We start from the raw sequence: 12,981 nt of genomic DNA on the forward strand, positions 1-12,981 counted from the left end.
CCACCCGCCCGCTGCTCCTCGGCACGTACACCTCCGAGGCGGGAGGCGGCGCCGGCATCGGCACCGCCGCGTACGACTCCGGCACCGGCGCCATCACCTCCGGTCCGGTGATCACCGGCGTCGAGAACCCCTCCTACCTCGCCCCGCACCCCTCCGGCGCCACCGTCTACGCGGTCGCCGAGCAGGGCGCGGGCGCGGTCGCCGCCGTCGCCATCGCGCCGGACGGGACGTACGAGGTGCTCGGCAGCCGCCCCACCGGCGGCTCCGGCCCCACCCACCTCTCCGTCCACCCGTCCGGACGCTGGCTGCTGAGCGCCAACTACTCCTCCGGCAGCGTCGCCGTCCACCCGATCGCCGGGGACGGCTCCCTGGGGGAGCGGACCGACCTGGTCACCCACAGCTCGCCGCCGCCCGGACCCGGTCAGGGCGGACCGCACGCCCACCAGGTCGTCACCTCGCCCGACGGCGGTCACGTCATCGCCGTCGACCTGGGCACCGACACCGTGTACACGTACGCGCTCGACGCGTCGGCCGGGACGCTCACCGAGGTCTCCCGGGCCGCTCTGGCTCCCGGCTCCGGCCCCCGCCACCTCGCGTTCCATCCCGGCGGGCGCTTCGCGTACCTGGCGTGCGAGCTGGACAACACCATGGTCGTCTGCGGGTACGACCCCGCCACCGGCGTTCTCACCCCGGGGCCCGGGCAGTCCACCGGTACGGGATCCGGCACCAGCTACCCCGCCCAGCCGGTGGTCACCGGGGACGGGGCGTACGTCTACCTCGCCAACCGTGGCCACAACAGCCTCACCCGTTACGCCGTGGAGAGCGACGGGGCGGTCCTGCGACTGCTCGACACGGTGCCCGTCGGCGGCGACTGGCCGCGGCAGCTGGCCCTGTCCCCGGACAGCTCCCTGCTCTTCGCCGCCAACCAGCGCTCCTCCACCGTCACCGTGTTCGGGGTCGGGCCCGACGGCTCCCTGACCGCCGCCGGCGCCCCCTTCCCGGCTCCGGTGGCGGTCTGCGTCCTGCCGCTCCCGTAACCACCGCGTTCGGGGCCCCGCGCGCACCGGAGCGGGGCCCCGTCCAGCGGTTACAGTCGTGGCCGAGCCGCGGGAGCCCGCACCCGGGGCGAGGACATCTTGGAGGCACAGTGCGCTTGAGGGTGGAATTCACCACCGAGCCGTTCGATCTCGACGAGGCGCCGGCCCACGCGGTGGTCGCCCGCGAGGTGATCCAGGGCGCCGGGCTCGACGCCGTGGACGTCGGCCCCTTCGGCAACACCGCGGAAGGGGGCGCGGACGAGGTGCTCACCGCCGTGGACTCCCTGCTGCGGCGGGCCCTGGCCTCGGGCGCCACCCGGGTCTCGCTCCAGGTCAACGTGATCGAGGGGGACGCATCGTGACCGAATCCGTCGATCACCCCCCGGCCGCCGCCGACATCTCCGCCGCGTCCGATAACCCTTCGGCAACGCTCGACCATCCGCTGGTCTCCGCGGTCAAGCCGCTCGTCGACGCGATGGGCGCGGAGCTGCTGGGTCCGGATCAGGCCCAGCCGGACGACGTCGTGCTCGCCTGGGAGGGGCAGGACGTCATAGCCGTACGCCTTCCGCAGCTCTCCGACTCGCTCGACCACATCCTCGCCGCGATGGAACGACGGCACGGGATGCCGCTCGCCGACCTGGACCGCAAGGCCAAGCAGAGCGTCGTCCGGACGTTGGAGGCACGCGGTGCCTTCTCCGTGCGGCACGGGGTGGAGACGGTGGCCGGCGCCCTCGGCGTCTCCCGGTTCACCGTGTACAACTACCTGAACCGGGAACATGCGGCCAAGGGTGAGTAGTTGGCCGAACACACCGAACACGCAGGAAAAGCCGCCGTCCGCATGTCGGGACGGCGGCTTTCTTCGTTCGCGAGATTTCAACAAAGTGTTGACGTCGTGTTGCGGAGGGCGTTAGCTATCCGCAGCCCGAACAACGCACAGCGAAAAACAGCCACGGAGGCTCCCGTGACTTCGAGCTCCACACCGGGCCTCACCCGGTTCAACACCCTGGCGGACGGCGAGGCCACCCCCGCACTGCACGAGGTGTGTGCCAGTGCGACCTGGGGAAACACCATCCTCGCCGGGCGCCCGTACGCCACCGAAGAAGCCCTGCTCTCCGCGAGCGACGCCGCCATGGCGGAGCTCACCGCGGAGGACCTGGCCGAAGCGATGGCGGGCCACCCGCCGATCGGCCGCCCGAAGCCCGGCGACCCGACCTCCTCCCGCGAACAGCGGGGGATGGCCGGCGCCTCCGAGGAGCTCAAGACCGAGATGCTCGAACTGAACCTGGCCTACCAGGAGCGGTTCGGACATGTCTTCCTGATCTGCGCCACCGGCGCCACCGGTGAGCAGATGCGCGACGCGGTGAAGTCCCGGATCGGGAACTCGCCCGAGCAGGAGCAGGAGATCGTGCGCACCGAACTGGGCAAGATCAACCGCATCCGGCTGACCCGTCTCGTGACGGAGACCCTCGCAGAGGGCACTCCCGCACAGGACTCTTGAGATCTAGGAGAGTGACGGTCTTGAGTACCGACACGACCGCATCGGTGTCCACCCACATCCTGGACACCAGCATCGGCCGCCCCGCCGCGTCCGTCGCCGTCTCGCTCGCCGCCCGCAGCGGGAGCGACGCGCCGTACGTGACGCTCGGAGCGTCCGCGACCGATGCGGACGGGCGCTGCAAGGACCTCCCGGCGCTGCCGGAGGGCACCACCCACGTGCGTCTCGACTTCGACACCGAGACGTACTTTTCCAAGAAGCAAGCCGAGGCGCAGCAGGACGCCCCCCGCGTAAGGGACAGCGGCGCGTTCTTCCCGGAGGTGACCATCGCGTTCGCGGTCGCCCCGGGCGAGCACTATCACGTACCGCTGCTGCTCAACCCGTTCGGCTACTCCGTTTACCGAGGGAGCTAGCACCGACATGCCCACGATTCTCGGCCAGAACCAGTACGGCAAAGCAGAGAACCGCGTCGTCAAGATCACGCGGGACGGCGACACCCACCACATCAAGGACCTGAACGTCTCGGTCGCCCTCTCCGGCGACATGGACGACGTCCACTACTCCGGCTCCAACGCCAACGTCCTGCCGACCGACACCACCAAGAACACGGTGTTCGCGTTCGCCAAGGAGCACGGGATCGAGTCCGCCGAGCAGTTCGGCATCCACCTCGCCCGGCACTTCGTCTCCTCGCAGGAGCCGATCCACCGCGCCCGGATCCGGATCGAGGAGTACAGCTGGGAGCGCATCGCGAGCTCGGACGGCAACTCCAGGTTCATCGGCGCCGACGAGGTCAACCACTCCTTCGCCCGCAAGGGCCAGGAGCTGCGCACCACCCAGATCACCTTCGACGGTGAGAACTGGGAGATCATCTCCGGCCTCAAGGACCTCACGGTCATGAACTCCACCAACTCGGAGTTCTGGGGCTATGTGAAGGACAAGTACACGACGCTCAAGGAAGCGTACGACCGGGTCCTGTGCACCGACGTGTCGGCCGCCTGGCGTTACAACTGGACCAGCGACGACCAGCGGATGCCCAACTGGGAGAAGTCGTACGAGCAGGCCAAGAAGCACATGTTGCAGGCCTTCGTCGAAACGTACTCCCTCTCGCTCCAGCAGACCCTTTACCAAATGGGTTCGCGCGTCATCAACAGCCGGAGCGAGATCGACGAGATCCGCTTCTCGCTGCCGAACAACCACCACTTCCTGGTGGACCTCGAACCGTTCGGCCTCAAGAACGACAACGAGGTCTACTTCGCGGCGGACCGTCCCTACGGTCTGATCGAGGCCACCGTGCTCCGGGACGGCGTAGAGCCGAGGATCCCGGTCGACATGACCAACCTCTGACGCGGCACTGAACCGGTCCCCGGCCGCGTAACGACGGGCGGGGGCCGGTCATCCCGGAGGGAACACCCATGGCACAGCCTGCAACGGGGCCGGCAGAAGGCCCAGGCACCACCTCACCGACCACCGCTGCCGACACGGCGGTCCACCCGGTCGACGAGAAGCTTCCTCCCGCGCGGCTCGTCCCCGCCGCGCTCCAGCACATCGCCGCCATGTACGCGGGCGTCGTCACCCCTCCGCTGATCATCGGCCAGGCCGTCGGCCTGGACACCGCCGGGATGACCCGGCTCATCGCGGCGAGCCTCCTGATCGCCGGACTCGCCACCATCCTCCAGACCGTCGGACTCGGCCGCTTCGCCGGCAACCGGCTGCCCTTCGTCAACGCCGCCTCCTCCGCCGGGATCGCGCCGATGCTCGCCATCGCCGAGACCAGCGCACCCGGTCACCAACTCCCCGCGATCTACGGGGCGGTGCTCGTCGCCGGAGTCTTCTGCCTGGCCGTCGGCCCCTTCTTCGGCAGACTGCTGCGCTTCTTCCCGCCGCTCGTCACCGGCGTGGTCATCACCCTCATCGGCGTCACCCTGATGCCGGTCCCGGTCGCGTGGGCGCAGGGCGGAGATGCCACCGCCGCCGACTTCGGCGCCATGAAGTACCTGGCGCTGGCCGCCTTCACGCTCGTCGTCATCCTGCTCATTCAGCGCTTCGGCCGCGGCTTCCTCAAGCAAGTGGCCCTGCTCATGGGCATGTTCGTCGGCACGCTGGCAGCGATCCCGTTCGGACTCGCCGACTTCTCCGCGCTGAAGTCCGCACCGCTCGCCGCCCTGCCGACCCCCTTCGCCTTCGGCGCGCCGGAGTTCCAGCCCGCCGCGATCCTGTCGCTCTGCATCGTCATGCTCGTCCTGATGACGGAATCCTCCGCCGGGATGCTCGCCCTCGGCGAGATCTGCGACCGCCGCACCGACGGCCGCACGATCACCCGCGGCCTGCGCACCGACGGCATCGCCACCCTCCTCGGCCCGGTCTTCGGCGGCTTTCCCACCAGCGCCTTCGCCCAGAACGTCGGCGTCGTCTCCCTGACCCGCGTACGCAGCCGGTACGTCGTCGCGGCCGCCGGCGGAGCGCTCCTGGTCCTCGGCGCCTTCCCGGTCCTCGGCGCGGTCGTCTCGCTCGTCCCGATGCCCGTCCTCGGCGGCGCCGGCATCGTCCTCTTCGGCTCCATCGCGGTCAGCGGCATCCGTACGCTCTCCGAGGCGGGCCTGGACGACAGCTCCAACATCATCCTGGTCGCCGTCGCGCTCGGCGCGGGCATCATCCCGCTCGCCGCGCCCACCTTCTACGCCGGATTCCCGGCGTGGGCGCAGACCGTCCTCGGCTCCGGGATCAGCGCGGGAGCGCTGGTCGCGGTCGTGCTCAATCTGTTCTTCCATCATCTCGGCACCCACAGCCGCACCGCTGTGGCACTCAAATCCTCCTAGGGTCCTGCCGTGCCCACATCGCCACAGAGAGAAGAAGGAAGCGCCATGGCAGCTTCGGCAGACCCTCAGCGCATCATCATCGAAAACTGTTCGATCGCCACCGTCGACGCCCACGACACGGAGTACGCGTCCGGGTACATCGTCGTGGCGGGCAACCGCATCGAGTCCATCGGCGCCGGCAAGGCTCCGGAGGGCCTGACCGGAGTCGTCCGGCGGATCGACGGCACCGGGCACCTCGCGACACCCGGCCTGGTCAACACGCACCACCACTTCTACCAGTGGATCACCCGGGGCCTGGCCACCGACCACAACCTCTTCAACTGGCTGGTCGCCCTCTACCCGACCTGGGCGCGCATCGACGAGCCGATGGCCCGCGCCGCCGCGCAGGGCTCGCTCGCCATGATGGCCCGCGGCGGCGTCACCACCGCCATGGACCACCACTACGTCTTCCCGAAGGGCTCCGGCGACCTCTCCGGCGCGATCATCGGCGCCGCCCGCGAGATGGGCGTACGGTTCACCCTCGCCCGGGGCTCCATGGACCGCAGCGAGAAGGACGGCGGCCTGCCGCCGGACTTCGCCGTCGAGACCCTCGAAGGCGCCCTCGCCGCCACCGAGGCGACGATCGACGCCCACCACGACGCCTCCTTCGACGCCATGACCCAGGTCGCCGTCGCGCCCTGCTCGCCGTTCTCCGTGTCCACCGAACTGATGCGCCAGGGTGCCGAGTTGGCCCGCCGCAAGGGCGTACGGCTGCACACCCACGGTTCGGAGACCGTCGAGGAGGAGCAGTTCTGCAAGGAGCTGTTCGGGATGGGCCCGACCGAGTACTTCGAGTCGACCGGATGGCTCGGCGACGACGTGTGGATGGCCCACTGCGTCCACATGAACGACTCGGACATCGCCGCCTTCGCCCGTACGGGAACCGGCGTCGCCCACTGCCCGTCCTCCAACGCGCGCCTCGCCGCGGGCATCGCCCGGGTCCCCGACATGCTCGCCGCCGGCGTCCCGGTCGGCCTCGGCGTGGACGGCACCGCCTCCAACGAGTCCGGCGAACTCCACACCGAGCTGCGCAACGCGCTCCTCATCAACCGCCTCGGCGCCCACCGCGAGGCCGCCCTGAACGCCCGTCAGGCCCTGCGCCTCGGGACCTTCGGCGGGGCCCAAGTGCTGGGCCGCGCCGACCAGATCGGCTCCCTGGAGGCCGGCAAGCTCGCCGACCTCGTCCTGTGGAAGCTGGACACCCTGGCCCACTCCTCGATCGCCGACCCGGTGACCGCGCTCATCTTCGGCGCGGCCGCCCCGGTGACCCTGTCCCTCGTCGACGGCAAGCCGGTCGTCGAGGGCAACCACCTCACCACGGTGGACGAGGACGCCATCGCCCGGGTCACCCGCGACGAGGCCCGCCGCCTCGCGCAGATCGCCGCCGGAGCCTGATTCCGAGCGGTACCCCGCCGGAGTCCGACTCCGTGCGGCATCCCCGCGGAGCACGACTCCGCGAGGTATCCCCGACCGGCCGGTCGAGGGGGACGGCCCGAGACCGGCCGCCGTGGACCCGAGCGGGGTCCACGGCAGCCGGTCCGGCGGACGCGCGCATGGTGCGCGTCCGCCGGACCGGTGATGAACGCTGCCCGCACACACCCCGGTGCGCGCCCATCCGAACCCCCCACCTGCACGACCTGCACCACCTGAGAGAGCCGCACCGCCGCACCCTTACGCACCACCTCCCTGAATCCCACGTCGCCGACGACGTGTAACCGACCGGAGGAACCGCCGTGGCCGCCAAGCCCAGGTTTCGCAAAGACGCAGATACAGCCGCCCCCGACACGACGGCCGACAACGCCGCGGAAACGGGAGACGACCGGAAACACCCGGTCGACGAGACCCTCCCCCCATTGAAGATGTTCACCAGCGGCCTCCAGCACGTGGCCGCCATGTACGCGGGTGTGGTGGCCCCGCCGCTCATCGTGGGGCCCGCCGTCGGCCTCACCGCCAAGGAGACCGCCTTCCTGATGGGGGCGAGCCTCTTCACCGCGGGGATAGCCACCCTGCTCCAGACCATCGGCTTCTGGAAGGTCGGCGCCCGGCTGCCCTTCGTCAACGGCGTCTCGTTCGCCGGGGTCGCCCCGATGATCGCGATAGGCAAGGACCGGGGACACGACGGGATAGCCGTCATATTCGGGGCGATCATCGTCGCGAGCATCCTCGGCTTCGTCCTCGCCCCGTACTTCTGCAAACTGGTCCGCTTCTTCCCGCCCGTCGTCACCGGCACCGTGATCACCCTGATCGGGGTCTCCCTCCTCCCGGTCGCCTTCAACTGGTCCCAGGGCGGCAACGCCACGGCCGACGACTACGGTTCGATGACCAACATCACGATGGCCGCCGTGACCCTGGTCATCGTGCTGGCCCTGCGCAAGCTCCTGCGGGGCTTCCTCCAGCAGATAGCGATCCTGCTCGGTCTGGTCATCGGCACCCTGATCGCCATCCCGGCCGGCATCACCGACTTCGGCGCCATCAAGAACGCCGACGTGGTCGGCTTCCCGACACCGTTCGCCTTCGGCGCCCCGCAGTTCGAGATCGCCGCCATCATCTCGATGTGCATCGTGATGCTGGTCTGCATGACCGAGTCCACCGCGGACATGCTGGCCCTCGGCAAGATCGTCGGCCGTCCGGCCGACGAGAAGATCATCGAGGGCGGTCTGCGCGCCGACACCCTCGGCAGTGCCATCAGCCCGCTCTTCAACGGGTTCATGTGCAGCGCCTTCGCCCAGAACGTCGGCCTGGTCGCCATGACGAAGATCCGCAGCCGCTTCGTCGTCGCGGCGGGCGGCGGCATCCTCATCGTGCTGGGCCTGGTCCCCGTCGCCGCCTCCGTCATCGCCCTCGTACCGCTGCCGGTGCTCGGTGGCGCGGGGATCGTCCTGTTCGGCACCGTCGCGGCCAGCGGCATCCAGACCCTGGCCACCGCCGCCATGGAGAAGGGCGAGAACGCGCTGATCGTGGCGGCGGCCCTGGGCATCGGCCTGATCCCGATCGCGGCGCCGCAGTTCTACCACGCCTTCCCGGAGAGCCTGCTGGTCGTCCTCGACTCGGGCATCTCCACCGGCTGTGTGGTGGCGATCGTGCTGAACCTCGCCTTCAACCACCTGGGCCGCAAGCCCGACGCGGCGGACGAGGAGCAGGCACCGGGCGAGCACGTGGTGCCGGCCGCGGCCGGGGTCGGCGTCCACTGACCCATGAGGACGGTGACCGGAGCATCCGGGGCCCCGCGCGACGCGGGGCCCCGGCGGCCGTCCGGCGCCCGGCGGCTGTAGCGTCAGGGGCATGGAAGATCAGTCTGTTGTGGATGTCGGCGATGTGCGCCTCGCGTACCGGACCTGGGGCGACGCGTTCGGCTCACCCGTCGTGCTGCTGCACGGCCTCGGCGGTTCGGCCGCGAACTGGGAGGCGGCCGGCCCCCTGCTGGGCCAGGAGTGGCGGGTCTTCGCCCTGGACCTGCGAGGCCACGGCGAGAGCGACTGGCCCGACGACTACGCCCTGGACCTGATGGCCGAGGACGTCGTGGGCTTCCTCGACGAACTGGAGCTGGACCGGGTCGGCCTCGTCGGCCACGGCATGGGCGGGGTCGTCGCCCGGCTGGTGGCCCAGGAGCACTCCGACCGGGTGGAGCGGCTGGTGCTGGTGGAGACCCCGGCCCCGTTTCCCGGCGACCCGGGCCCGGCGGGCCGGGCCGAGGGCCCGGTGGACTACGACGAGAACGCGGTGCCCGCCGTACGCGACCAGCTCGCCGACCCCGGCCCGGACGCCGACGAGGCCCTCGGCGACATCGTCTCCCCGACGCTGATCATCACCGGCGGACCGGAGAGCCCGATGGAACAGCACCGCCAGGCCGACGTGGCCTCCCTGATCCCGGACTGCCGGCTGATCACGGTCCCGGGCGGACACCGCATGCACGAGACCCGGGCGGACCAGGTGGCCGCGCACATCACGGAGTTCTTCACCAGCTGAGGCGTACCCGCGGGCCGGCGGCGCTGTCAGTGGCGGCTGTCATGATCGACGGCATGGACTTCGACCGTGCCCTGTTCCACGCCGAACTGGACGCCCGGCCCTGGGCGTCGTACACCCATGCCTACGGCAGCGCCGAGGACGTGCCCGGCTGCCTGCGCGCACTCGCCGGGGACGACGGCGCCGCGGCGGAGGAGGCGCTGAGCGAGCTGTACGGCAGCATCCTGCACCAGGGCTCGGTGTACGAAGCCTCCGCGAAGGCGGTCCCCTTCCTGGCCCGCATCGCCGCGGCGGGCATCCGCACGGTGGATGTGCTCCTGCTGATCGGCGGCATCGCGGAGGGCGGCACGGACCCGGATCCCGGGGCGGGACCCGAACCGGGCCCCGCCGGAAGCGAGGCGGTGCGGGAGAGCGACGAGGCGGCCTGCCGTCGGGCCGTCGTCGCGCACCTGCCTCTGCTGCTCGCCTCGGTGGAGCACGAGGACCGTGCCGTACGCCAGGCGGCGGCCTGGGCCGCCGGCTGGACGGGAACGGCCGGAGCCGCCCTCGCCGTGCCGGCCCTCCGTGACCGGGCGGCGATCGAGACGGATCCCCTCGTCCGTGCCGAACTGCTCACTTCCCTGGCGGAGTTGGACCCCGAGGGAACCGCCCCCGCGGCGGCCGGGGCGATCGGCCCGGACAGCCCGCCCGAGCTGCGGCTCGCCGCCGTCATGGCCTGTGCGGACACCGGACTTCCCTGGACCCGGGCCCACCACGAAGCCGTGCTGGACCTGCTTCCCCTGGACCGCCTCGCCGCCGACCGGTACGACCACTCCCGGAACGAACCCCTGCACGACATCTCCCTGACCCTGCTGGACCGGGACACCGAGACGGACCGTGAGGCGGTGTTCGCCCTGCTCGACGCCGCGCTGCGCAGCGATGATCCCGAAGCCCGCACCGAGGCGGTCTGGGTGGCCATGACGGCGTGCGAGATCTCCCGGTCCGCGCCCGCGCGGCTGGCTCCCGCGCTGATATCGGCGGCGAAGGCGGACGGGTCCGACGACGCGTCGGGCGCACTGTCGGCGCTCGGCCGGCTCGGCCCGTGCGGTGCTCCCGCCGTCGACCTCCTGGCGGCCCGCGCGGCCGACGACGGCGATACGGGGGACCGCGCGCTCGAAGCCCTGGTCACCGTCGACCCGGTTCGGGCCGCGTCCCTGCTCGCCCGGGATCCGGGGCGGCGGCCCCGGGCGTTCCAGGCCGCCGCCGGCGGGCCCGTCGGCTCGCTCCCCGTCGTGCCCTGCGACCCCGGACTGCTGAGTGCTCTGCGGCGGCGGCTCGCCTCGATGGAACCCGGCGGTGCCACCCCGTTCCGGCTGGCGGCGCTCCTCACGTCCTGGGGCCCGGACGCGTCCGCGGCCGTGCCCGAGCTGCTCGCCGCACTGCCGGCGTACCCCCGGCTGCTGCCGAAGGTGCTGGTCGCGGTCTGTCCGCCCGGGCGCCGCGCCGAAGTGGCGGACGCGCTGCGGGCGCGGACCGGGACGGGCCCGGCCGACGAGCGTTTCGAGGCGGCCCGCGCACTCCACGAACTGACCGGCGACCACGGGCCGTTGCTGCCCCTGCTGGCCGAGCGGCTCGCGGGGAGCGCCGGGGGAGGCGGGGGATCCGACGAGCTGATACGCGAGGCCGCGGAGGCCGGCGCCGCTGTCGGCCCCGCCGCCGCGTCGCTCGTACCCGCGCTGCGCGCCGCGCTCAACAGCCCCGGCGGCGAGCGGAACAACCCGCAGATGGACGACGACATCGCGGTCGCCGTCGCCCTGCACCGGATCACCGGCGAGGTGGCGGACGCGGTGCCGGTGCTGGCCGGAGTCCTCGGTGACCGCGGTGGGCTCTGGCGGCGCTGGACGCTGGTCCGCGCGGCGGAGGCGGCGGGGGGCCTCGGGCCCGGGGCCCGGCCACTCGCCCCCGCACTGAAGGCACTCCTCGCCGACCCTCAGCAGACGCCGACGGCGGCCCTCGCCCTCCACGCCGTCGCGCCCGACGAGTTGGACGCCGGGCACGTGGCCGGGCTTCTGCTCGACGCGGCGGAAGCGGGCACAGCCCCGTTCGAGGCCGTGGACGCGCTGGTGGCGTTCGGCACGGAGACGCTGTCCGGCCAGCACCGGGCGCGGCTCACGGCGTTGGCGGAGCGGGACAGGAGAGTGGTCAGGACCGGGCTGGACGGCACGGTGGAGATCGCCGACGAGAGGCTGCGCGCCCGGGTGCGGGCGGCGGTCGGGGGCGAATGACCCCACGGACCGGGTCCCGGCGACGCTTCTGGAGCACCTGATCGGCAAGCCCCGCCTTGGGGTGTTGCGAAGGCCCGGGTGTACGGACGGCGCAGTGGTGGGCCCGCAGCAAGCCCTTCAGGCTTCCGTGCGCTCCCGACGCGTGCCTCTGCGCCACCGCGACGACGTTCGCCAACCCTTCCGAGGTGACACCATGTAACTGATTGGGCACTCTGCGGAGTCGCCTGGGAGGTGGAGGGAGTCCCATGAAGTCAGGTGTTCGCCGAGCGGCCCAGATGTACGGACGGATGACGGCCGCCGCGTCCGTCGCAACCGTCCTCGCGCTCTCGGCCGCCGGCGCCGCACCGGCCCACGCGCAGCCGCCGGGCAGTATCCAGGACAGCCGAAGCGCTCGAGCCGGGCTGTGCTACTACCACACCATCTGCGTCGTCAGCGCGAACAACGTCTACTACCGGGACGCTCCCGGCGGGCGCGCGCTCGGGCAGGTGCACCGCGGCCAGGAGTTCCACACCCGGGGAGGCGAAGGGCGGTGGTTCCGGGGAGACATCGTCGGTGGCCGGGCCAACGTCTGGATCCACGGCGACTACCTGGAGGACCACCTCTGACCGACAGCACGACCACACCCGACGGCCCGAACAGGAAGGCACCTCGTGAACACCAAGCGCAACGCCGTGACGACCGCCGCCGTACTGACGCTCCTGGGGACGCTGTTCTCATCGCCGGCCATCGCCGCGCCACCGCAAGGCGACTTCACCGCCACGGGGGTGAAGATCCGCTCCGGTTACAACACCTCCTCATCCGTCCGGGGGCACGGCAATCCCGGCGACGGGTACACCTGGATGGGCGGGCAGAGCAACGCGGAAGCGGTGCGCTGCCCGGACGGCAGCGTCAAGGACCACTGGACGTACGTGCACAACAACCGCACCAACGTCGAGGGGTACGTCTCCGACTGCTTCATCAGGGAGTACTGACAGAAGCGGCTGAACCCTGCCTGTCGTGTGGCGGTGGGGCTCCGCCCGGCAGGAGTGACCGGTGGGGAGACCCGCCGCCCCGCCGGGAGGCGCGTTTCTCAGCCGCCCGGACGCCAGTCCGGACGGCGGCCGCTGAGGGCGATCACCCGGTCCAGCAGCGGGGAGCCGTCCGGCACCGGAACCGGCACCCCGAAGAGGCTGTCGGAGCCGTCAGTGGCATTACCGGCGTCAGCGCCACCAGCACCGTCCGGGTCGTCCGGTCCGTCCTCCTCCGCCGGGGTGAGCAGGGCCTCGCAGGACCGCAGTTCGGCCTCGCCCGCCGTGTACGGCTGCCCGGTCGACCGGGCCAGGTCCCAGCCGTGGACGACGAGTTCGTTGAGCGCGACCGCCCCCGCC

Annotated in this window: 13 protein-coding genes and 1 pseudogene; 13 read left to right on the forward strand and 1 reads right to left on the reverse strand. The window is 71.6% G+C overall.

The annotated features are described in order from the left end of the window. From HET64_RS28355 to HET64_RS28415, 13 genes are all read left to right on the forward strand, one after another. The coding region (locus tag HET64_RS28355) for a lactonase family protein (RefSeq protein ID WP_215110003.1) at window positions 1-1,037 on the forward strand (1,037 nt) is incomplete at its 5' end. A gap of 110 nt (window positions 1,038-1,147) precedes the next feature. Then, on the forward strand, window positions 1,148-1,399 hold the full coding sequence (locus HET64_RS28360) for a hypothetical protein (protein ID WP_215110004.1): 252 nt from the start codon (window positions 1,148-1,150) through the stop codon (window positions 1,397-1,399). A 113-nt stretch (window positions 1,400-1,512) separates the two neighbouring features. Then, window positions 1,513-1,833 carry a helix-turn-helix domain-containing protein gene (locus tag HET64_RS28365; protein WP_251145995.1) on the forward strand — a complete coding sequence of 107 codons (321 nt, stop codon included), beginning with the start codon at window positions 1,513-1,515 and terminating at the stop codon, window positions 1,831-1,833. A gap of 165 nt (window positions 1,834-1,998) precedes the next feature. Next, window positions 1,999-2,535, forward strand: a complete 537-nt coding sequence (gene uraD, locus HET64_RS28370) for a 2-oxo-4-hydroxy-4-carboxy-5-ureidoimidazoline decarboxylase (RefSeq protein WP_215110005.1) — start codon at window positions 1,999-2,001, stop codon at window positions 2,533-2,535. A gap of 20 nt (window positions 2,536-2,555) precedes the next feature. After that, window positions 2,556-2,945, forward strand: coding sequence for a hydroxyisourate hydrolase (gene uraH / locus HET64_RS28375; RefSeq protein WP_018961384.1), 390 nt, complete (start codon window positions 2,556-2,558; stop codon window positions 2,943-2,945). Window positions 2,946-2,952: 7 nt separating this feature from the next. Next, window positions 2,953-3,876 carry a factor-independent urate hydroxylase gene (gene pucL, locus HET64_RS28380; protein WP_215110006.1) on the forward strand — a complete coding sequence of 308 codons (924 nt, stop codon included), beginning with the start codon at window positions 2,953-2,955 and terminating at the stop codon, window positions 3,874-3,876. 68 nt (window positions 3,877-3,944) lie between these two features. After that, window positions 3,945-5,348: a nucleobase:cation symporter-2 family protein gene (locus tag HET64_RS28385; RefSeq protein WP_215110007.1), complete on the forward strand. Its 1,404-nt coding sequence runs from the start codon at window positions 3,945-3,947 to the stop codon at window positions 5,346-5,348. A 45-nt stretch (window positions 5,349-5,393) separates the two neighbouring features. Further along, window positions 5,394-6,782, forward strand: coding sequence for an 8-oxoguanine deaminase (locus tag HET64_RS28390; RefSeq protein WP_215110008.1), 1,389 nt, complete (start codon window positions 5,394-5,396; stop codon window positions 6,780-6,782). A 338-nt stretch (window positions 6,783-7,120) separates the two neighbouring features. Continuing rightward, window positions 7,121-8,578 carry a nucleobase:cation symporter-2 family protein gene (locus HET64_RS28395; RefSeq protein WP_215110009.1) on the forward strand — a complete coding sequence of 486 codons (1,458 nt, stop codon included), beginning with the start codon at window positions 7,121-7,123 and terminating at the stop codon, window positions 8,576-8,578. A gap of 91 nt (window positions 8,579-8,669) precedes the next feature. Further along, the gene (locus HET64_RS28400; protein WP_215110010.1) at window positions 8,670-9,353 is read left to right on the forward strand and encodes an alpha/beta fold hydrolase; all 684 of its coding nucleotides are present in this window, start codon (window positions 8,670-8,672) and stop codon (window positions 9,351-9,353) included. A 41-nt stretch (window positions 9,354-9,394) separates the two neighbouring features. Then, window positions 9,395-11,614 carry a HEAT repeat domain-containing protein gene (locus tag HET64_RS28405; protein WP_215110011.1) on the forward strand — a complete coding sequence of 740 codons (2,220 nt, stop codon included), beginning with the start codon at window positions 9,395-9,397 and terminating at the stop codon, window positions 11,612-11,614. A 245-nt stretch (window positions 11,615-11,859) separates the two neighbouring features. Next, the gene (locus HET64_RS28410; protein WP_215110012.1) at window positions 11,860-12,219 is read left to right on the forward strand and encodes a hypothetical protein; all 360 of its coding nucleotides are present in this window, start codon (window positions 11,860-11,862) and stop codon (window positions 12,217-12,219) included. A 45-nt stretch (window positions 12,220-12,264) separates the two neighbouring features. After that, window positions 12,265-12,585: a hypothetical protein gene (locus tag HET64_RS28415; RefSeq protein WP_215110013.1), complete on the forward strand. Its 321-nt coding sequence runs from the start codon at window positions 12,265-12,267 to the stop codon at window positions 12,583-12,585. Window positions 12,586-12,683: 98 nt separating this feature from the next. On the opposite strand, the pseudogene HET64_RS28420 reads toward HET64_RS28415, so the two are convergent. Continuing rightward, a pseudogene (locus HET64_RS28420) lies at window positions 12,684-12,981 on the reverse strand (TIGR03086 family protein); the annotation flags it as partial.

The organism is Streptomyces sp. McG3 (assembly GCF_018619185.1).
Classification (GTDB): Bacteria; Actinomycetota; Actinomycetes; order Streptomycetales; family Streptomycetaceae; genus Streptomyces.